The organism is Sediminibacterium sp. C3, assembly GCF_000508085.1.
In the GTDB taxonomy this organism is placed as follows: Bacteria; Bacteroidota; Bacteroidia; order Chitinophagales; family Chitinophagaceae; genus Sediminibacterium.
On sequence record NZ_KI669560.1, the window covers coordinates 2,258,668 to 2,279,781 of the forward strand.

At 39.9% G+C, this 21,114-nt stretch carries 20 protein-coding genes; 8 read left to right on the top strand and 12 right to left on the bottom strand.

The annotated features are described in order from the left end of the window. Positions 1–55 precede the first annotated feature (55 nt). Positions 56–2,506, top strand: a complete 2,451-nt coding sequence (locus tag F777_RS0110510; RefSeq protein ID WP_037370149.1) for a TonB-dependent receptor — start codon at positions 56–58, stop codon at positions 2,504–2,506. Here F777_RS0110510 and F777_RS0110515 read toward each other — a convergent pair. Genes F777_RS0110515 through murC form a run of 4 tightly spaced genes read right to left on the bottom strand, consistent with a single transcriptional unit; the run spans position 2,490 to position 6,275 of the window. Further along, a complete protein-coding gene (locus F777_RS0110515; RefSeq protein WP_026752006.1) occupies positions 2,490–3,374 on the bottom strand; it encodes a DMT family transporter in 885 nt (294 codons plus the stop codon). The genes F777_RS0110510 and F777_RS0110515 overlap by 17 nt on opposite strands. A 9-nt stretch (positions 3,375–3,383) precedes the next feature. Beyond that, entirely contained in the window at positions 3,384–4,130 is a 747-nt protein-coding gene (locus tag F777_RS0110520) for a polyprenol monophosphomannose synthase (protein WP_026752007.1), read from the bottom strand. Beyond that, entirely contained in the window at positions 4,131–4,898 is a 768-nt protein-coding gene (locus F777_RS0110525) for a 3'-5' exonuclease (protein WP_026752008.1), read from the bottom strand. It lies immediately after the preceding gene. A 9-nt stretch (positions 4,899–4,907) separates the two neighbouring features. Further along, entirely contained in the window at positions 4,908–6,275 is a 1,368-nt protein-coding gene (murC, locus tag F777_RS0110530) for a UDP-N-acetylmuramate--L-alanine ligase (protein ID WP_026752009.1), read from the bottom strand. Positions 6,276–6,564: 289 nt separating this feature from the next. Here murC and ytxJ point away from each other — a divergent pair, with 289 nt between their 5' ends. After that, positions 6,565–6,897: a bacillithiol system redox-active protein YtxJ gene (gene ytxJ, locus F777_RS0110540; protein ID WP_026752010.1), complete on the top strand. Its 333-nt coding sequence runs from the start codon at positions 6,565–6,567 to the stop codon at positions 6,895–6,897. 18 nt (positions 6,898–6,915) lie between these two features. After that, a complete protein-coding gene (locus F777_RS0110545; RefSeq protein WP_026752011.1) occupies positions 6,916–7,554 on the top strand; it encodes an NAD(P)-dependent oxidoreductase in 639 nt (212 codons plus the stop codon). Here F777_RS0110545 and F777_RS0110550 read toward each other — a convergent pair. The 6 genes from F777_RS0110550 to F777_RS0110570 form a co-directional block, all read right to left on the bottom strand. Continuing rightward, entirely contained in the window at positions 7,551–8,735 is a 1,185-nt protein-coding gene (locus F777_RS0110550; RefSeq protein ID WP_026752012.1) for an acetyl-CoA C-acyltransferase, read from the bottom strand. The two genes, F777_RS0110545 and F777_RS0110550, sit on opposite strands and share 4 nt — an antisense overlap. A 55-nt stretch (positions 8,736–8,790) precedes the next feature. Continuing rightward, positions 8,791–9,630 carry a CvfB family protein gene (locus tag F777_RS0110555; RefSeq protein WP_037369375.1) on the bottom strand — a complete coding sequence of 280 codons (840 nt, stop codon included), beginning with the start codon at positions 9,628–9,630 and terminating at the stop codon, positions 8,791–8,793. A gap of 9 nt (positions 9,631–9,639) precedes the next feature. Next, a complete protein-coding gene (locus F777_RS0110560; RefSeq protein ID WP_037369377.1) occupies positions 9,640–12,153 on the bottom strand; it encodes a DNA gyrase/topoisomerase IV subunit A in 2,514 nt (837 codons plus the stop codon). A gap of 61 nt (positions 12,154–12,214) precedes the next feature. Beyond that, on the bottom strand, positions 12,215–12,433 hold the full coding sequence (locus F777_RS18405) for a DUF3658 domain-containing protein (protein WP_051408557.1): 219 nt from the start codon (positions 12,431–12,433) through the stop codon (positions 12,215–12,217). Between the two features lie 4 nt (positions 12,434–12,437). Further along, positions 12,438–13,022, bottom strand: a complete 585-nt coding sequence (locus tag F777_RS16480) for a DUF1835 domain-containing protein (RefSeq protein WP_051408558.1) — start codon at positions 13,020–13,022, stop codon at positions 12,438–12,440. Positions 13,023–13,035: 13 nt separating this feature from the next. Further along, the gene (locus F777_RS0110570) at positions 13,036–14,916 is read right to left on the bottom strand and encodes a DNA topoisomerase IV subunit B (protein WP_026752015.1); all 1,881 of its coding nucleotides are present in this window, start codon (positions 14,914–14,916) and stop codon (positions 13,036–13,038) included. Between the two features lie 146 nt (positions 14,917–15,062). Between F777_RS0110570 and F777_RS16485 the strand changes: the two genes are divergently transcribed. Next, entirely contained in the window at positions 15,063–15,584 is a 522-nt protein-coding gene (locus tag F777_RS16485) for a YkgJ family cysteine cluster protein (protein WP_051408559.1), read from the top strand. 10 nt (positions 15,585–15,594) lie between these two features. Beyond that, positions 15,595–16,767, top strand: a complete 1,173-nt coding sequence (locus F777_RS16490; RefSeq protein ID WP_037369378.1) for an exo-beta-N-acetylmuramidase NamZ family protein — start codon at positions 15,595–15,597, stop codon at positions 16,765–16,767. Positions 16,768–16,777: 10 nt separating this feature from the next. On the opposite strand, the gene F777_RS0110585 is transcribed toward F777_RS16490, so the two are convergent. Beyond that, positions 16,778–17,506: a tRNA threonylcarbamoyladenosine dehydratase gene (locus F777_RS0110585; protein WP_026752016.1), complete on the bottom strand. Its 729-nt coding sequence runs from the start codon at positions 17,504–17,506 to the stop codon at positions 16,778–16,780. A gap of 102 nt (positions 17,507–17,608) precedes the next feature. Here F777_RS0110585 and F777_RS0110590 point away from each other — a divergent pair, with 102 nt between their 5' ends. Next, positions 17,609–18,649 (top strand): WD40/YVTN/BNR-like repeat-containing protein, encoded by a 1,041-nt coding sequence (locus tag F777_RS0110590; protein WP_051408560.1) that lies wholly within the window; start codon positions 17,609–17,611, stop codon positions 18,647–18,649. Here F777_RS0110590 and F777_RS0110595 read toward each other — a convergent pair. Next, positions 18,635–19,081 (bottom strand): YkgJ family cysteine cluster protein, encoded by a 447-nt coding sequence (locus F777_RS0110595; RefSeq protein ID WP_161631508.1) that lies wholly within the window; start codon positions 19,079–19,081, stop codon positions 18,635–18,637. The genes F777_RS0110590 and F777_RS0110595 overlap by 15 nt on opposite strands. Positions 19,082–19,200: 119 nt before the next feature. Between F777_RS0110595 and xerD the strand changes: the two genes are divergently transcribed. Together xerD and F777_RS0110605 are read left to right on the top strand one after the other, a co-directional pair. Then, the gene (gene xerD / locus F777_RS0110600; protein WP_026752019.1) at positions 19,201–20,100 is read left to right on the top strand and encodes a site-specific tyrosine recombinase XerD; all 900 of its coding nucleotides are present in this window, start codon (positions 19,201–19,203) and stop codon (positions 20,098–20,100) included. Positions 20,101–20,198: 98 nt separating this feature from the next. Next, entirely contained in the window at positions 20,199–21,041 is an 843-nt protein-coding gene (locus F777_RS0110605; protein ID WP_026752020.1) for a DUF2911 domain-containing protein, read from the top strand. Positions 21,042–21,114: the final 73 nt, after the last annotated feature.

Here is a 21,114-nt window from a genome sequence, read left to right on the forward strand (position 1 = left end):
AAAACAATACCCAAATATAAATTGTAATTAAGGGGAATTTGATAAATGGATGAAAATGAAAAAATGGGCAGGATTTTGGATTCTTTTCTTTCTTTTGAATAGTACCCTGGCACAAAACACAGGCATTTACTCAGGGATTATTTTTGACAAACAATTACAGAGACCCATTTCCGGAGCTACGGTGGAATTGGTTCAATTAAACCAAAAAGTGATTGCTGATTCTTCGGGAAAATTCATATTCAGACAAATTAAGCCTGGTTATTATACATTTCAGTTCTCAGCCCTTGGGTACACAACCCAATACAGATACAATGTACCCATTGTAACAGGTAATGAAAATACCATGGTGATTGAACTGGAACCTGCTATCAGTGAACTACAGAATGTACAGGTAACCAGTACCAGCCGAAACCGTTCAGCAAAAGCGGCAACCCTTGAAACACCCTTAAGTGTTCAAAGACTTACTTCTGAGGAAATCAAAGCAAATCCGGGTGGGAACTTTGACATATCCAGAGTAATTCAGGCGCTACCAGGCGTTGGAGGATCTTCCAGTACAGCCGGATTCAGAAACGATATCATTATCAGAGGTGGCGCTCCCAACGAAAACGTATTTTACCTGGATGGAATTGAAATTCCGGTAATCAACCACTTTGCTACACAGGGAAGCGCCGGGGGGCCAACCGGTATTCTGAATGTAAGCTTTATTGAAGACGTTAAACTTTCTTCCTCTGCATTCGATGCCCGTTTCGACAACGCACTTTCTTCTGTATTTGAATTCAATCAAAAAAGAGGTAACAATAACCGTGTACAGGGAAATATTCGTTTAAGCGGTACAGAATTGGCCACCACTTTTGACGGACCGCTCGGAAAATCTGGCAAAACTACTTTTCTGGCTTCTGCAAGAAGAAGTTATTTACAGTTGTTGTTCAAAGCCATTGATTTACCTATACGACCTAATTACTGGGATTTCCAATATAAAATATCTCATCAGTTGAGTAAAAAAACAACCCTGACACTTTTAGGTGTTGGAGCCATTGATGAATTCAACTTTGCAGCACCAAGAGAAGCTACTCCGGACAAATTGTATGTACTGAACAGTAATCCTTCCATTCAACAGTGGAATTATACCATTGGGGCTTCTATTAAACATCAGTTGAAAAACGGCTACTGGAATCTGGCCATCAGCAGAAACAGCCTGGATAATCAATTGGAAAAATACGAGAACAACCTGGGGCCAGTCAGAGGTGCCAGAACCCTTCTATTGGGTTCCAGAGAAACTGAGAATAAAATCAGATTTGATGTTAACCAGAATATCAATGGATTAAAATGGAGTTATGGTGTGGTAGCCCAATGGGTTAACTATAGCAACAATACAAATCAACTGATTAGTAATGCCATCACCGATAATAATAACAATATTATTCAGCCAGCCGTCACTTACAACTACAATAGTGCCATTCAATTTGCCAGATTGGGTGCTTTTACGCAGGTTGGGAAAAGATTTCTGGATAATAAATTAGGGATTAGCGGTGGAATCAGATTTGATCAGAACACATTCACCACTACTGGAATGAACCCACTGAAAACATTGAGTCCAAGAATAGCTGCCAGCTACCAGCTATCAGATAAAGTAACATTCAATGCATCCATAGGCACTTATTTTAAAATGCTTCCCTATACTGTATTGGGTTTCAGAAACAATAACAATGAGTTGGTGAATAAGCAAACCGACTATACCCAAAGCACCCATTATGTAGCTGGATTTGAATACCTGCCTTCAGCTTCCACCCGATTTACTTTTGAAGGATTTTACAAACGCTACAGCAACGTACCGGTAAGTGTTAGAAATGGAATCAGTTTATCGAATCAGGGGGCGGATTTCTCCGTACTTGGAAATGAAGCGGTAACTACCAATGGCAAAGGAAGAGCCTATGGTTTTGAATTCTTTGCCCAGCAAAAATTAACCAAGCAATTTTATGGTGTTTTCAGCTATACCTGGTTTGTAAGCCAGTATACCAATGTCGGCAACAATTATGTGGCCAGTTCCTGGGATAACCGACATTTATTAAGTGCAGTATTGGGATACAAATTGAAAAGGAACTGGGAAATCGGATTAAAATTCCGTTACCAGGGAGGGGTTCCCTTCACTCCTTACGATTTAGTAGCCAGCAGGCAAAATTTTCTTGCGCTGGGCACTGGGGTGCTTGATTTCAGCAGAGTGAATTCTCAAAGACTGAATGCTTTTAACAGCAGCGATATACGGATAGACAAAAAATGGTTTTATAAAAAATATACGCTAAATGTATTTCTGGATATCACCAATTGGTACCTGGCCAAGAGCCCTGCGCCATCTGTATATACTTTCCAACGCAATGCAAGCAACACTGCCTTTATAACAACAGATGGATTGCCCGTTCAACCAAATGGAAGCAATGCAGTACCTTTCTTATTAAGCAATAATGACGCGAATGTTACACCCACATTTGGGTTTATAGTTTCGTTTTAGCAGAATGTTTAAGCAGCATTCTGGTCATTTGCAATACAACGGATAGGATAATCAGTCCCACACCGTAATAAAAACTGTTTGACAAATATTTATTCTCGTCAAAAAGTATAAAAGCCATAATGATGGCATAGACGGGCTCGAGGTTTAAGCTAAGATTCTGAGTAAATGCAGAGACTTTTTTTAAAGAGTCCAGCATCAGCTGCATGGCAACTATGGTACAAAGCCAACTGAGTACCAATAACCAGCCTAAATCTGATAATGTAGGTATAATAGTAGTTTCAGGAAAGAAATAAGCATATACAGGCATCAACAACGTAAGTATCACTAAACCTCCTGTAAGTTCGTATAACATCATGATGGTTGGTTCAGCATCTGCTATCTGCTTCTTATTTAAAACGGAAAACAGAGCGGCAAGAAATGCAGAAACAATTCCAACAATAATACCTGTCTGATACCTTTCATCAAAATGAAAAATCAAATAAATACCCAATAAACTCAGTAGGCCCAAACCTAGTTCTGCCCACTGCAATTTTTTTGTGACCAGTAATGGTTCCAGCAATGCCGTGAACAATCCGGTCGCAGAAAAACAGACCAATCCTATGGAAACGTTAGAAAGTTTAATACTACCATAAAAAGCAACCCAATGCAAAGCTATAAGGGTTCCAATTAGAAAAAAATTAACCGCCTGCTTATTGGGTATCCGAGTTGATTTCTTGGTCAGGGTAAATAATACAGACAGGCTTACAACGGTGATCATGATTCGGTACCAAACCAATGTCATTTCATTCAAATGAATGAGCACTCCTAGTATCCCGGTAAAACCTGCCAGAAATACCGAGATATGTAATTTGATTAATGCATGTTTCACGAAAAAATATTAACTGGCTTTTACCCGTTTTCTGTAGTTCTTAAACATACTTTGCCATTGTATGCTGATAACACCAAGCACCCCCTCTTTAATGATGCCTTTATTCATTTTGCTAACTCCAACTTTACGGTCTCTGAAAATAATGGGCACTTCAACAATTTTGAACCCAAGTTTCCATGCGGCAAATTTCATTTCTATTTGAAATGCATATCCTACAAAAGAAATCATATCAAAATTAATTGCTTCAAGCACTTCCCTTTTGTAGCAGATAAATCCGGCAGTAGGGTCCTGTATGGGCATCCAGGTAAGCAGTTTGGTATACAAAGCACCACCCCTGGAGTACAACTGACGATCCCATGGCCAGTTCTCTGTTTGTCCGCCCTTTACGTATCTGCTGCCAATAGCAAGATCTGCATTGCCTTGTTTACAAGCAGCATATAGCCTTTCCAGGTCATTAGGGTCATGAGAAAAATCGGCATCCATTTCAAAAATAAATGCATAGTCTCGCAGAAGACACCATTTAAATCCATGTATATAAGCAGTCCCTAACCCTAATTTTCCTTTTCGCTCCTCCAGAAAAACCTGACCCGGATATTGTTGAATGGCGCTTTTTACAATTTCAGCAGTACCGTCCGGAGAACCATCATCTATCACCAGAATATGATATCCCTGATTCAATGCCATCACGGCATCTATCATAGAAGAGATATTATCTTTCTCATTATAGGTTGGTATGATGACAATTTTCTCCGGCATTTATTTTTTAAGCAGGGTTCTGTTTAATATTTCTGTTAATTTCTGTTTGGTGTTCATGGCAAAGTCTCCTTTCATCATCCAATCATAATACTGAGGTTCTTCTTTAAGCACCTGAACCACCGGTTTCCCCTTGTGCTTTCCGAAGTTGAAAACTTCTACCCCATTTTCCTTTACAAATCTTCTGGCGAAATCTACAATATCATCTTCTCCGGTAAACTTCACAATGCTTTCTACTGTATTCCCTATCTGAGGATATCTTTCTATCTGCGCTTCCAATACTTCCCAGGTAGCAGTAGCATCTGCTTCTGCACTATGTGCATCTTCAAGGGTTTTATTGCAATAAAATTTATAGGCCGCTCCCAGTGTTCTTTGTTCCATCATATGAAAAACTTTCTGAACATCCACCAACTTTCTGCCATCCGCTGAGAAAGGCACTCCTGCTCTCAAAAACTCTTCAATGAGCATCGGAATATCAAAACGATTGCTGTTATATCCACCCAAATCGCAATTTTCAATAAACTGTTTTATTTCATTGGCAACCTGTTTAAAACTAGGCGCATCTTTAACCATTTCATCTGTGATACCATGAACATCAGATGCTCCGGCAGGTATAGGTATCTGTGGGTTAATTAGTTTTCTCTTTACCTGTCTGGTTCCATCCGTTAATATTTTTACTATGGCAATCTCTACTATTCGGTCATTACTGATATTTACACCGGTTGTTTCAAGATCAATAAAAGCGATGGGGCTGGTTAAATTTAATTTCATTCTATAATTTCAGGATGAGGTTGGCATGATTTCTTCTGCCAACGAATTTATGTTTAATCCATCATAATTTCCACTACTCATGAACAGAATATTTGCATTAACCCTGTTAATTTTCATTAGCCAATTCAACAATTCAGACTTGTCATTCAGTACAATCAATGCATCATTTCCAAATCCTTCCTTCACTTTATCTGCCGGCAAATCGGGCATCTTCTTGATTTCCAATGCATGCTTTGCATAAAACACTACTGCTTCATCTACCCCATCCAGGACGCCTTTGTATTCATTCATGAAATTTACATTCAGACTACTGTAAGTGTGCAACTCCAAAATGGCAATTAATTTTCTTTCCGGAAACTGCTTTTTTACTGCTTCCACCGTAGCTTTTACTTTGCTTGGCGCGTGTGCAAAATCTCGATAGACGTTGGTAACATCGCTTTTTGCCAGTAATTCCAATCTTTTAGCTGCGCCGGTAAAGTTCGCAATTGATTGTAAAAAAGCTTCCGCAGAAATACCTAATTGCAAGCAGGCATAATACGCAGCCATAGCATTCATTAGATTGTGATTCCCAAAAACACTTAAAACACCTTTAATACCATTTACTTCCAGTGTTGTAGATCCATTCTTTATTTCATGTTGAGGAATACCATAAGCTTGATATTGAATATCTGATCTTTTGTTCTTCTCTATCAGTTCAACCAGCACCGGATCCGTATCATTATAGATCAAAATGCCTCCTGGTTCTATCTTCTGAATAAATATTACAAACTGTTCCAGATAAAAATCGAATGTGGGAAAAACATTGATATGATCCCAGGCAATTCCCGTAAGAATAGCAACATGAGGAAACAGAAAATGAAATTTGGGTCTTTTTTCTAAAACGCTGGCGGGATATTCATCTCCCTCACAAACGATAACAGGTGCATAGGTAATTTGAACCGACTGCTCAAAACCCGTCAGTTTTGCTCCCACCAAATAATCAAAAGCCATACCTTGCTCTTTCAGCACATGCATAATCATACTAGTGGTAGTGGTCTTTCCATGACTACCTCCCACAATAATCCGCTTTTTCTGCACAGACTCCTGATAAATATATTCAGGAAATGAATAAATGGGAAGTCCTAATTCTCTGGCTTTCAACAACTCCGGATTGTCTGCTCTGGCATGCATTCCCAGGATTACTGCATCCAGGTCAGGTGTTATGAGTTCGGAATTCCATCCAATATTTTCCGGTAAAATACCTGATTCCCTGAGATTGCTGAGCGCTGGTTCAAAAATTTCGTCATCCGTGCCGGTTATCTGATACCCTTTCTTCTTAAGTGCAATGGCAAGTTGATGCATCACACTACCCCCTATTGAAATAAAATGAACCTTCATACGTTTATAAGTTTAGTCAAAACAATTTAACAATATCAAAGCCTAAAACAGGCAGCATATTCACCTAAATGAATATCTTTGATCAGGTGCAAAATACATCTTCCAAGATAAAGCCCAACAGCATGAAAAAAATCAGTCTCATTCTTCTTATCGCCATCAGCACAGCGCTGGTATTCAGTTCCTGTGCTTCTGTTAAAGGAAAGGGATGCCCAACCACCAATCCCCGCTATTTCAGAGGGTAATCTGCCTGGCTTGTGTTAAATGAATTAATTTTGCAGAAATAAGCATTATGAACTGGATTCATTTAACAAATTTATCAGCACTTGATCAGATAATTAAGGATTCATTTGATAAGCCTCAGGTAATTTTTAAACATAGTACCCGTTGCTCAATCAGCTCCATGGCATTGAACCGTTTGGAAAGAGAAGAAGCTCCTGCCAATGCTAATTTCTATTACCTCGATTTATTGAACTATCGCAATATTTCCAACGAAATTGCCAATAAATTCAGTGTATACCATGAGTCTCCGCAAATTCTGATTATCAGAAACGGTGAATGTGTTTACGATGAAAGCCACCAGGGCATCAATATGAGTGAAATTGCAGAGCAGGTAGCAGCCTAGTACCTAAATTCCCTTTATATGAATATTACTGTTTTTGGAGCAACTGGTCAGGTGGGCAAAAGAATTGTACAAATGGCTTTAAACCAGGGTCACCATGTAACTGCATTCGGAAGAAATGTTGAATCCCTGCTTGACAGGGATACTACCAATGAATTACTGACCGCGCAAAAAGGGTATTTATTCAATGAAAAAGATGTGGCAAAAGCCATAGAACATGCAGATGTAATAATCTCAGTATTAGGTGGGGCTTCCGATGGATCAGATAAAACCAGAAGCCTGGGCATCAAATACATCGTAGAACAGATGCAGAAAAAAGGGAAAAGAAGAATTGTGGCCCTTGGCGGATTAGGTGTGCTGAATGCTGAAGACAATACCCTGATTTTGCATGGCGAGGACTATCCTGAGGAATACCTTGCCGTAGGCAATGAACACTTAAAAGCTTTTGAAACTCTATTGGAAAGCAATCTGGACTGGACTTTTTTCTGCCCTGCGGATATAAAAGATAAAGAAGAAACGGGTATTTATATTACTAGCCTTAACTATGTGCCGGAACCCAATCATTTCAGAATAAATGCGGGCGACCTTGCACTGGAAATGCTGAAAGCCGCCACGCAATCTGAATATATTCAACAGAGAGTGGGAATTAGTAATTATTAGGCAAGTTCCACTACCATTGCACTGGCACCTCCGCCCCCATTACAAATACCTGCTGCACCTATCTTGCCACCTTGCTGCTTCAGTACATTGATTAATGTAACAATGATTCTTGCACCGCTACAGCCTAATGGATGTCCAATAGAAACTGCACCACCATGCACATTTACTTTTTCAGATGATAAATTCATTTTCTGTGTATTTACAATTCCTACCACAGAAAATGCTTCATTCAATTCCACAAAATCAATTTCACTCATTTTCAATCCTGCTTTGGCAACTGCTTTGGGTACAGCCAATGAAGGGGTGGTGGTAAACCATTCAGGAGCCTGTTCTGCATCCGCATAAGAGCGAACAATCGCCAGAGGTTTAATGCCTAACGCATCTGCTTTTTCCTTGCTCATTAATACCAAAGCAGCCGCACCATCGTTCATAGTACTTGCATTCGCAGCAGTAACAGTACCATCCTTTACGAAAGCCGGTTTTAATCCAGCAATTTTATCGAACTTAACATTATAGGGTTCTTCATCTTTAGAAAAGATAATAGGATCTCCTTTTTTATGAGGAATTTCAACAGGAACAATTTCCTCATTGAACCAGCCCTTTTCCCATGCAGCCTGACTTCTCTTATAACTTTCAATTGCAAATGAATCCTGATCTTCTCTGCTGATATTGCATTCCTTGGCACACAATTCAGCTGCATTGCCCATTGCATAATTGTGATACACATCGGTTAATCCGTCTTTCGCAAGACCATCAATCATTTGCACATTTCCGTACTTATTTCCCCAGCGCATATTCGGACTGTAGAAAGGAACATTACTCATACTTTCCATGCCACCAGCCACCACAATATCAGAGTCTCCTAAAAGGATACTCTGAACACCTTGTGCAATGGCTTTCATACCACTGGCACAAACCTTATTAACAGTTGTAGCAATTACAGAATCCGGAAGTCCGGCAAATTTTGCAGCTTGCCTGGCAGGGGCCTGACCCGTATTGGCCTGTATCACACAACCCATCAACACTTCGTTTACGAGATTGGCATCTATGCCGGCTTTGGCCAATGCACCTTTAATTGCAATGCCACCTAATTGGGTAGCAGTAAAATCTTTTAAACTTCCACCAAAACTTCCAATTGGCGTTCTTACTGCCGAAATAATATAAACTGTTTTTGTAGACATATTCCTTGAATTTGAGCAGCGAAGTTAATCAAAATACTAACATGTGTTAGCACAATTAGGATTCAATTAACTGAATACCTGTCTGGGTAAAACTGATCAGTTTCTGCTTATATAAATTCCCGGTGGTCATCTTAAAAGCTTTCTTGCTCATGCCAAAGAAATCATAAATATCTGTGGGATCAGACTTGTCGTTATATGGAAGGTATCCATTGTTCTCACGTAAGAGCTGAAGTATTTTCTGTCCCTCATCTTCTACTTTGGAAAAACCAGGTTTACCCAATATCACATCAATTTTATTATCCGGTCTGATGGTTTTTATAAACCCTTTTACTTTATCTCCAATTTCCAATTTTTGAAAAACTTCATTGCCGTGCAGTATGCCAATATGTTTGTTATTGATGATCATCACATAACCCAGCTCTGAGGTTCTGTAAACAAACAAATCTACCGGCTCCATTTCTTTCACCGTTAAATCATCGTTGCTCATTAAATTTTCTATCTTCTCCGTAGCGGCAACACGACCCGTCATTTCATCAATATAGGGCATTACCAGATAAGAACCACCCATACGCATTCCGGAAATCTGTTTAGAAACCGGAACAAATAAATCCTTCATTAATCCCCAGTCCAGGAAAGCACCTTGTTTTGTAACAGATACCACTTTCAGTTTGGCAATTTCACCTACCACTGCTTTGGGTTCCTGTGTTGTGGCAATTAAACGATTATCAGAATCGTGATAAACAAACACGCGCAATTCGTCACCAATTTTCAGGTCTTTGGGTGCAAAACGCTTGGGCAATAAAATCCCTTCTGCACCATCGTCCAGATAAAAACCAAAGTCTACCTTTCGGCTCACTTTTAATGTATTGTATTGACCAACTTGAATAGGTTCCATATGGCTGATTTAAAATAACTCAGTTTGCGCTGTGTCCGCAGGTGGTCTTGTTTCCCACTCCATTTCAATGCTCTTGTTAAAATCGGTCAGCTTGGCACCAACAGCTTTCCATCCCATCACTTCTACCATTTTAGCCACTTTAAATTTGGCTTTGCGAACCTGTTGTCCCCGTCCGGTTTGTACCACCAGAATGGGTTCTGCTTCTGTGGTTACCGCTTCCAGACGATTGTCCTTTCCTTCTTTGATAAATGTGAACTGGGTTTTCAGTGTACTGGTTTCAATTTTGAATCGCTTGATATTGTACTGCCCCTTCTCGGCATCCAGGTACACTGCCGTGATGGTCTTCTCTGGATTAAACTGTTCAATCAGCGCTACTTTCTCTGGTTCAAATCGTTGTGTAATTTCAGTATCAGTTAATTCGTATGAACCATCCTTGTAAATTACCAGGATACGCTCATCTTCGAATATCCCCAAATACAGTCCTTTCTCTTCTGTATTTAGTCTGCCAAACTTATCATCGAACCAGAGTTTTCTTCCAGCCAAAGTACTCTTACCAGCTTCTTTTAGTTTAACAGTCTTGATTGGATACTTAGTAACTTGATTACCCATACTTCCTCTTCCCTTGATTTCCAGTTCTTCAAAATAGAAATCAAGCTCCTTGATACGGGCAGTACAATTTGGACTCAGTACAACTTTCAAGACTTCTGCCTCCCCGTTTGGATTGGCAGACAAATAATGTACTTTGCTTTTTTCTGTTCCCTTGGTTAAATCGTATTCCTTATCGCGGGTTACTCCGGTAACATTAAATCGCTTGGCATAACTAACGCCCGATTTGCCATCCAGATAAATCATATTGTAAGTGGTACGTTCATCATTCTTTACAAAAATGGCTGCATGAATAATCTCTTTCCCAATAAAAGTTTTATCAGAAACTTTTATCACTTTCATGATACCAGATTTGGTAAAAGCGATAATATCGTCATAATCGGAACACTCACATAAGAATTCATCTTTTTTAAGACCTGTACCAATAAAGCCTTCTGCCCGGTTAATGTACAATTTAGTGTTGGCAATGGCAACATGTTTAACCTGAATGGTATCAAACTCTTTAATCTCTGTCTTTCTTTCCCTGCCTTTACCGAATTTCTTTAAAAGATTATCATAGTAGGCAATGGCAAAATCAGTCAGGTGCTCAAGATCATGGTTAACCTGCTGAATATCGGCCTCAATATTCTTGATTTGATTATTCAATTCATTAATATCCAAACGATAAATTCTTCTGACTGGCTTTTCTGTCAGCTTCAAAATATCTTCGCGCTCAACGGGTCTTTTCAGTTTTTTCTTAAAAGGACCAAATGCTTTGTCTATGGCTTGAATTACTTCTTCCCAAGTAGCATGCTTCTGCTCTAACTCCTTATATATTTTTTCTTCAAAGAATATTTTTTCTAGTGAAGTATAGTGCCATTTGTCTTCTAATTCTGCCAGCTTAATTTCCAGTTCTTTCTGTAAAAGCCCTTTGGTTAAATCAACTGAAGACTTCAGTAATTCCTGAACACCCATGAAACGGGGCTTATGGGCTTCAATTACACAGGCATTTGGAGAAATGCTTACTTCACAATCCGTAAATGCATATAAAGCGTCTATGGTGATATCCGGAGAAATACCGGGAGCCAAGTCAATATGTATTTCAACTTCCTTGGCCGTTACATCCGTTACTTTTTTAATCTTAATTTTCCCCTGTTCATTGGCCTTGGTAATGCTCTCCATTAATTGGGTTGTGGTTACACCATAAGGAACATCTTTAATTACCAGTGTTTTTTTATCCAGCTCTTCTATATGTGCACGTACACGAACTTTACCCCCACGCTTACCTTCATTATAAGCCGAAACATCAATCATACCCCCGGTCTGAAAATCAGGATACAATTCAAATTTTCTTCCTTTTAAATATTTTATAGCAGCATCAATCAGTTCACAGAAATTATGTGGCAGTATCTTGGTAGACAACCCAACCGCAATACCATCAGCACCCTGAGCCAGCAACAAGGGGAATTTCATGGGAAGATGAACCGGCTCGTTCTTTCTTCCATCATAACTTAACTGCCACTCAGTAGTTTTAGTATTAAAAGCAACTTCTAAAGCAAACTTAGACAAACGGGCTTCAATATATCGGGAAGCGGCTGCTGAATCGCCTGTTCTAACATCGCCCCAGTTACCCTGAGTTTCAATCAGCAAATCCTTCTGTCCTAGGTTTACCAAAGCGTCCCCAATACTGGCATCTCCATGAGGATGGTACTGCATACTCTGCCCAATGATATTGGCTACCTTATTAAACCTACCATCATCCATTTCTTTCATGGAGTGAAGAATTCTCCTTTGCACCGGCTTCAAACCATCTTCCAATGCTGGCACTGCCCTTTCCAAGATTACATACGATGCATATTCCAGGAACCAATTTTTATATTGTCCCTGAACACCGGTTTCATTTTCAAAAACCCTTCTGTCTATTTTCTCTTTTGCCATGCTATATCCTTAAAACTACCAACTTAATTTTTTCATAAAACGTACAACCATTTCACTTCTACTATGCAGCAGGAAGCTGAATTGTAATTTCCTTCCAGCCTTTTGTCCAATCTCCCTGAACTGTTAACTTTCCTTCATTTGCAAGACTTCGTAAACGCCATACCAGAAAAGCATCTCCCGTCTGAACAGGCATTTTACTCTGTGCGGCGGAAATAATCTTATTTAGTTTTTGTGCTTCTTTTCCAATTTGCGCCAGCAGGTACTTATCAAAAAACTGCACTTCCTTAGCTACAATTTTTTACCCCCTTCCAAAAACGAACGAGTGCATTTTCGCGCATCGTTTTTTTCCACTCATCCGGATCCACTTCAAATTCACTCAGTGTAATAGGCCTTGCCAATTTTTTGGCCTTCATAAATTCACGCGGTTGTATTTGGTGTAAGTGAGTGGGATAAAAAATATTTCCTTTCTCATTAAAGAAGGGCAGATTATTTAAATACAAGACCTGGATTCTGCCAGCGAATTCAGCCAGTTGACTCATTAGCCAGTAATATCCGCAAACATCATGGGCATTCTGCCCCATCCAGATCCACAATTCAAGGGATTCCTCTTCCTGCAGTTGCCTCATCAACTGGTGTACTGTCATTTTATCATCTACCAGATCCAGTTGGTTCTCGTATGGTGAATTTTCCAATACTTCCTTCCACCAGTTCCTTCTTTGCTGATATCCTTCTGTTGCATAAATATCGTCGATAGGCCCAACAGCAAAATCGTCTTTAATTTCCAGGACTTCGCCATTCAAACTCTCATCCAGCTCCATAGCCTGCTGCAAAACTTTTACATTGGCTGCTTCAAATACAATATGAATCATCTATTCTTTTTTATTAGTCAACTAAATCTAGTTCAACTCTCAGATTATTGATAATGAACTCTTGTCTTTCCATGGTATTCTTACCCATATAGTATTCCAGGAAGTCTTGTATATGATCTCCCTGTTCTAAAATAACCGGTTGTAAACGCATATCCCTTCCAATGAAACGACCGAACTCTTCCGGAGAAATTTCTCCCAATCCCTTGAATCGGGTAATCTCTGGCTTATTACCTAGTTTAGAAGTTGCAGCTTGCTTTTCTGACTCATCATAACAATAAATGGTTTCCTGTTTATTTCTAACCCTAAACAAAGGGGTTTCTAAAATATAAACATGCCCTTTTTTAACCAAGTCTGGAAAGAATTGCAGGAAGAAAGTCATCAGCAATAAACGGATATGCATACCATCCACGTCGGCATCGGTTGCAATAACAATATTATTGTATCGCAATCCTTCCAATCCATCTTCAATATTCAAAGCATGTTGCAACAAATTAAATTCCTCGTTCTGATAAACAACTTTTTTGGTCTCTCCAAAGGAATTCAATGGCTTACCACGCAAACTGAAAACCGCCTGCGTATCTACATTTCTGCTTTTAGTGATACTACCACTGGCACTGTCTCCCTCGGTGATAAAAATGGTGGTATCTTTTTGAAGGGCAATGTATGCTTCCTTATTTTTGGCTGGCAACTCATCATTCAGATGTACCCTGCAATCTCTTAACTTCTTGTTGTGCAGATTAGCTTTTTTGGCTCTTTCATTGGCCAGTTTTTTAATCCCTGCCAATTCCTTTCGCTCACGCTCATTCTGTTCAATCCGCTTTTTTAAAGCATCCGCAGTAGCCGGATTTCTGTGTAGAAAATTGTCCAATTCCTTGGCTAAAAAATCCAACACAAAAGACTTCATACTTTGCCCGCCCTCAGATACATTCTGTGAGCCAAGTTTGGTCTTGGTCTGGCTTTCAAAAACGGGTTCCTGCACCCGAACAGAAACCGCAGCAACAATACTGGTTCTGATATCTGAAGCGTCGTAATCTTTTTTGTAAAAATCCCTGACTACTTTAACGTATGCCTCTCTGAAAGCCTGCTGATGGGTTCCGCCCTGTGTGGTATATTGTCCGTTTACAAAGGAGAAGATATCTTCTCCGTAATCGTTGTTGTGAGAAATGGCAATTTCAATATCATCTCCTTTCAAATGAATGATTGGATAACGCAGTTCATCCGGATTGGTTTTGCGCTGCAATAAATCGAGCAATCCGTTTTTACTCACATATTTCTTGCCATTGAAATGCATGGCAAAACCAGCATTCAGATAACAGTAGTTCCATAACTGGTTATCTAAATATTCATGAATAAAATGGAAATTCCTGAAAACCGTATCATCCGGGGTAAACTGCACCAGTGTACCGTTGGGTTCATCCGATTTGGTTTCCTTATGATCCTTTACCAATACTCCTTTTTCAAACTCTGCTGTTTTTGCTTTACCATCCCTGTAAGAAGTAACAGAGAAATGACTACTCAACGCATTTACTGCTTTGGTACCCACTCCATTCAACCCCACACTTTTCTGAAACGCTTTGCTGTCGTATTTGGCTCCTGTATTAATCTTACTTACTACATCCACTACTTTCCCCAAAGGAATACCGCGACCATAATCTCTGACTGTAACTGTTTTTCCCTCAATGGTCAATTCAACCTGCTTGCCATGACCCATGGTGTATTCATCAATACAGTTGTCTATCACTTCCTTGATTAACACATATACCCCATCGTCAGCAGCAGATCCATCTCCCAGCTTACCAATATACATACCCGGACGAAGCCTGATATGTTCCTTCCAATCCAATGACCGGATGCTATCCTCGTCATATTTTACCAAATTCTTGTCTTCTGCCATAATTCCTGTTTAAGTCGAATATTGCTAACGGCAAATCTAAGTCCCTCAAATCGCAGCCCAATTTTTATTATCTACAAAAGGCCTTTTTATGTGGATAAATCGTTGTTTTTGGTGGATTGTATAGTCCAAATCCTACCTTTACATCAATGAAAAGCCCTTTTCAGCCCCAGACCAATTTAACCATGATGGCCGAATATGCTGCCAGTCATCAACAGGAAAACGATCGTTTTAGTGCATTTATCAAGGAATTCAACGACGAAGAAATAGATGCCAAAGTGCAGGAACTGGATGCTTTAATCAGTCCTACCATCTCTTGCACAGACTGTGGCAATTGCTGTAAAAGTTTAATGGTTTGCCTGAACGAGGACGAAGCAGACCGATTATCCGGACACCTGAAAATGCACAGATCTGATTTTGATCAGACTTATTTAGAAAAAGGCAGCAATGGATTAATGATCATGAACCGCATGCCCTGTCCTTTTTTGTCTGATAATAAATGTTCAGTTTACGAATACCGCTTCGAGGGATGCAAGGAATTTCCGGCTTTACATATGCCGCATTTCAAGCGAAGAATTTTTACCACGTTTATGCATTACGATCGTTGTCCCATCATATTCAATGTGGTGGAAGCCCTAAAAGACGAAATGCACTTTACCAAAGACCAGTAACCCGTTTCATATGTCTGTACTATTTGGAATTGACCATCTGTTGCAATTGCCTGCTGTTGAATGGAAGAGCAGCAGAATTGGTTTCGTAACCAATGAAGCAGCCACAACACAAAGTTTAGAACCGTCCAGACTCTTACTACAAAAAGCCGGTTTTACTATTCGCAAACTGTTTTCTCCGGAACACGGCCTGAATGTAAAAGGGGCAGATGGAGCACCCATGCATAATGGAGTGGATGAATTAACCGATCTGCCTGTTATCAGTTTATATGGACAAAAATTAGCCCCGGATCAAACAGATATGGAAGACCTGGATTCTCTGGTTTTTGATGTACCTGATGTAGGTGTTCGTTTTTATACCTACCTATGGACGCTAAGTTATTTAATAGAAGCATGTGCAAAATACCAGAAACCCCTGATTGTACTCGATCGTCCCAATCCCATATCCGGATTGACCGATTTGCAGGAAGGTCCTTTTCTGGAGGAAACCTGTGCCTCATTTATCGGCAGATGGAATATTCCTTTACGCCATTGTTGTACTTTAGGAGAACTGGCTTTGTATTTCAATGAAACCAGGGGGATTAAAGCCGACCTTACAGTAATACCCTGCAAGCATTGGAGCCGGTCGATGTTCCAGTCCGATTGGGGAATTTCTTTTGTCCCGACTTCTCCGGCTATACAAACTGCGGAGTCTTTATTGTTATATCCCGGACTATGCTTACTGGAAGCCACCAATCTCTCAGAAGGGCGATCTACCGATTTTTCTTTTGAAGCCGTTGGTGCACCCTGGTTGCAACATGAAAAGCTGGCAAATCAAATCAATCATTTGTTTGGCGAAGAACTGGAAGCCAAACCCGTCCATTTTATTCCGCAGGATGCCAAATTCGCGGGTGAACAATGCAAAGGGGTGCATTTCAAAGTAAAGTATCCAGACAGTTTCAAACCTGTATTTTTTGGTTTGGTTTTATTACGGATGATTAAAGATATGCACCCGGATCATTTTTCATGGGCTGGTTATAAAACCTATGTGAATCCCGATGGAATCCATCATCTTGACAAACTCACCGGAATAGCGAATTCGGAAAAATTGTATGAATTACCCATGCCGGCTTTTCTGCAGCAGTGCACAAAACTTACCTCTGTACTCGGCTGGAATAAAGTCATTGAGCCTTATCGATTGTATTAATCTGACAGTATTAGTTTTCCTGTTTCAATAAACCCCTGATTACGACGCTCGCGGCCATGCATCCGAATATGGCAGGCATATAGGATATGGTTCCGATGATAGACTTTTTGGGATAAGCTTTTTCGGTTTCAATAATGCGGGACTGGTCAACTCTTTCGGCGCTGAACACTACCGTAACGCCTTTATAAATTCCGAAACTGTGTAGTTTTTTCCGAACATAACTTGCCAGGTTACATTGATAGGTTTTGGATATATCGGTAATCACTACTTGTGATGGATCTACTTTACCACCTGCCCCCAAAGAACTTACCAAGGGTATTTTCCTCTCTAGGCAGGCCTTAATAAAATACACTTTGGGAGACAATGTATCAATGCAATCCACCGCAAAATCATATTGGGCTTCATCAAGCAGTTCTCCCGTAATTTCATCTTTAATGTAAATAGACTTTACAATCAATTCAATATCAGGATTAATATCCTTTAATCTTTCTGCCATTACTTCCGACTTTAGTTTTCCGGCAGTAGAATGAAGTGCAGGAATCTGACGGTTGGTATTGCTTAGGTCAACAGTATCTGCATCTACAATGGTCATTTTCCCCACACCTGACCTGGCAATCATTTCCGCACAAATACCCCCCACACCACCTAAACCAACTACCAGCACGTGTTTTTTCTGTAAGGTTTCTATGGGCTCATCTCCCAGCAATAACTGGGTCCTGCTCATCCAGTAAGGAATCATTCGTCTGAATTTATATTGAGAATAAATTAATTTATCTTGTTATTGTTTACACAATCCATTTGATTGGAATAAACCAGATTTAACAAGCGCAAAAATGAAGGTATGAAGTTATATTTAAAAATATTTTTAGTTGCCATCCTGGCTAATTGCTGTTTAGGAGTGGCTGCTCAATCCATTCCAACTATCGAGGTATTGACACAGGGCAACAAGACCAGTATCCGTGGATTAAGTGTGGTGTCTGAAAAAATTGTCTGGGTGAGTGGCAGCAATGGCATGGTGGGAAAGTCAACGGATGGTGGAAAAAGCTTTAACTGGATACAGGTTCCTGGTTTTGAAAAAAGGGATTTCAGAGACATTGAAGCCTATAACGATAAGATTGCTATTATCATGGGGATTGCAGAACCGGCAGTGATATTAAAAACCAAAGACGGTGGCAATAGTTGGTACACCGTTTTTGCCGACAGCACCAAGGGCATGTTTTTAGATGCCATGCATGCAGGGGGAAAAACCATTCAGGTTGTGGGTGACCCAATCAATGGAAAAGCATTTTTTGCTTTAAGTAATAATGAAGGCGAAGGTTGGCATGCGCATTTGAAAGACGGTATTCCTTTACAGGAAGGGGAAGCATTTTTTGCTTCCAGCGGCAGCAATCTGCAGATTGCATCTCCTAATAAACAATTTAAATCGGCCACCTGGATAGTTACCGGTGGAAAGGCTTCCAGAATCATCAATGCAAGAGATCAGCGGGATAGCTATGCATTACCCCTTTTACAGGGAAAAGAATCAACCGGGGCCAATTCCATAGACATCAGCCCTTCCGGCAAATTTGCATTTATTGTTGGCGGAGATTTTGCAAGAGATACCGTTAGAGAGGGCAATGCAGTAAAAGTTGAGTTTGGCAAAAGCGTCAGTTTCACTCACCCCATAACCCCTCCGCATGGATACAGATCCAGCGTTGTTTACCTAAATGAAAATACGCTAATCAGTTGTGGCACTTCGGGAGTAGACATTTCACGCGATGGTGGCATGCATTGGGAAAATATCAGCAAACTCAGCTTTCATGTGGTGCAGAAAGCCAAAAAAGGTAAAGCTGTTTTCCTAGCAGGCGGTGGCGGCAGAATTGCCAGGCTACTTCTTGAGTAATTCCTGAAATTTTTCCACCATTTTATAAGTAGCCGGACAGTATTCAATATTCTGTTGATGAACATGAATGTATTCCACCATTTTTTTCTTTTTCAGATGGGGGAAACCGGAACAATCGTCTGGTCTTACTTCATATATGCTGCACATATTGTTCGTCAGATTCAGAAACTGACAGGGTTGTTTTTTATTCATCCAATCGCCGTCTTCTTCATCAAAATACAGCCATTTTTCCTTGAACTCCGCAACCGACATTTCCAAATGAGCCGCTATGCGCTTGAGATCCTTTGCATTGAAGGTAGGACTCATCGATTTACAGCAATTGGCACAACTAAGGCAATCCACTTCCTTCCATACTTCTGCATCCACTTTTTCTGCCATTTTATCCAAACCCTTCGGAGGATTCTTTTCAATCTTACCCAAAAACCTCTTCATACTTTTGGCGTTATGACGTACTTTTTGTTTGAAGGATCTAAGATTAACTAACATACCGATGAAACTTTTACTTGAGTCTATAGGCGAATATAATGATATAGCTGTTATCTTTATCAATCATGTGGACGGCCTATAAAAAAGGATTCAAAGCTTATCTGCAACTGGAGAAATCTCTTAGTGAACATTCGGTAGAAGCTTACCTGCATGATATTGAAATGTTAACCAGTTTTCTATCCACTTCAGAACAACAGAAGTCTCCTTCGGATATTGTTTTAAAAGACCTGCAGGCATTTATTCAATGGATTAACCAGCTGGGTATGACAGCCAGCTCACAATCCAGAATCATATCAGGCATTAGAAGTTTTTTTAAATACTGCATTATAGAACAGATTTGCAACGCTGATCCTTCTGTATTACTTACTGTCCCCAAAGCCAAAAGAAAATTGCCCGATACGTTACACTTCAATGAAATTGAAAGTATCATTCAGCAAATTGATTTAAGTACACCGGAAGGAACCAGAAACAAAGCCATACTGGAAACCATGTATAGTTGTGGCTTAAGGGTTAGCGAAGTGGTTGGCTTAAAAATATCAGGACTCTACCTGGATGTGGAATTTATAAAAGTGATTGGTAAGGGTAACAAAGAAAGGCTTATTCCCATTGGTAGTTCCGCTATAAAGTGTATTAAGATTTACAAGGACCAGGTAAGAGTGCATCAGCCCATTCAACCCGGCTTTGAAGATTACCTGTTTTTAAACAACAGAGGCAAGAGTTTGTCGAGAGTAATGATTTTTTACATCATCAAAGCGCTGGCACTAAAAGCAGGAATCACCAAAAGCATCTCACCACATACCTTCCGGCATTCCTTTGCTACCCATTTGGTGGAAGGAGGCGCCGACTTAAGAGCTGTACAGGAAATGCTGGGACATGAAAGTATTACCACTACTGAAATATACACGCACCTCGACAATAACTATCTAAGAGATACGCTACAACGTTTTCATCCCGGATTTAAATAACCAATTTGTTAAAACCTTAAACAATCTTCCGATTTTTCTAAAAAAATTGCGGCAATTGAAGGGGAAGAACTAAGTTTGACGTTCAAACATTTAATGATATGAAAAAGACTTTACTTGCAGCTGCCTTATTGAGCAGCGTAATGGGTTTTGCACAAATAAGAATGCCCCAGCCTAGTACTACACAGAAAATTTCTCAGGATTTTGGAATGGGAAAAATTGAATTGACTTATTCCAGACCCAATGTAAAGGGAAGAGCAATGTTAAAGGAAAATTCGGAGTTGGTTCCCTTGAATCAGTTATGGAGAACAGGCGCCAATGCTGCCACCAGAATTCATTTTTCTGATAAAGTTACCATGGGTGGAACCACTTTAGATACCGGCGCTTATGTATTGTATACCGTTCCGGGTGTTGACTACTGGGAAGTAGTGGTAAACAAAGGTTTGAACAATTGGGGAACCGATGGCTACAAGCAAAGTGAAGACGTAGTTCGTTTCAAAGTTAAAGCAGCCAAAACCAATAGCAATACTGAAACTTTCACCTTCCAGTTTGCAAACGTAGAGGCAGAAAGCATTGACCTGCAGTTAAGCTGGGGTAAGGTGGCAGTAAGCATTCCAATCAGCACTAATGTAAAAGACAGATTACGTGCACAGGTAGAAGCAGCGCTTGGTGCTGAAAAAGTAAACCCCAATGTTTACCAAGCTGCAGCCAATTTCTACTATGAGTGGGAAAAGGATTATGCAAAAGCATTAAAGAATGTAAATAAGGCAACTGAAGCCAATCCAAAAGCTTTCTGGTTATTCTTATTAACTGCAAAGATTCAAAAAGACATGGGGCAGAAAGCAGATGCAAAAGCTAGTGCTGAAAAATGTATCAGCATTGCAACTGAAGCAAAGAATGCAGACTATGTAAGAATGGCAAAAGAATTAATCAGCAAATTATAAGTTCAACTACTTTAGATTTAACCTTCGTTAATTCTTCTGAATACACATAATAAAAAACCAGGTCATAAGACCT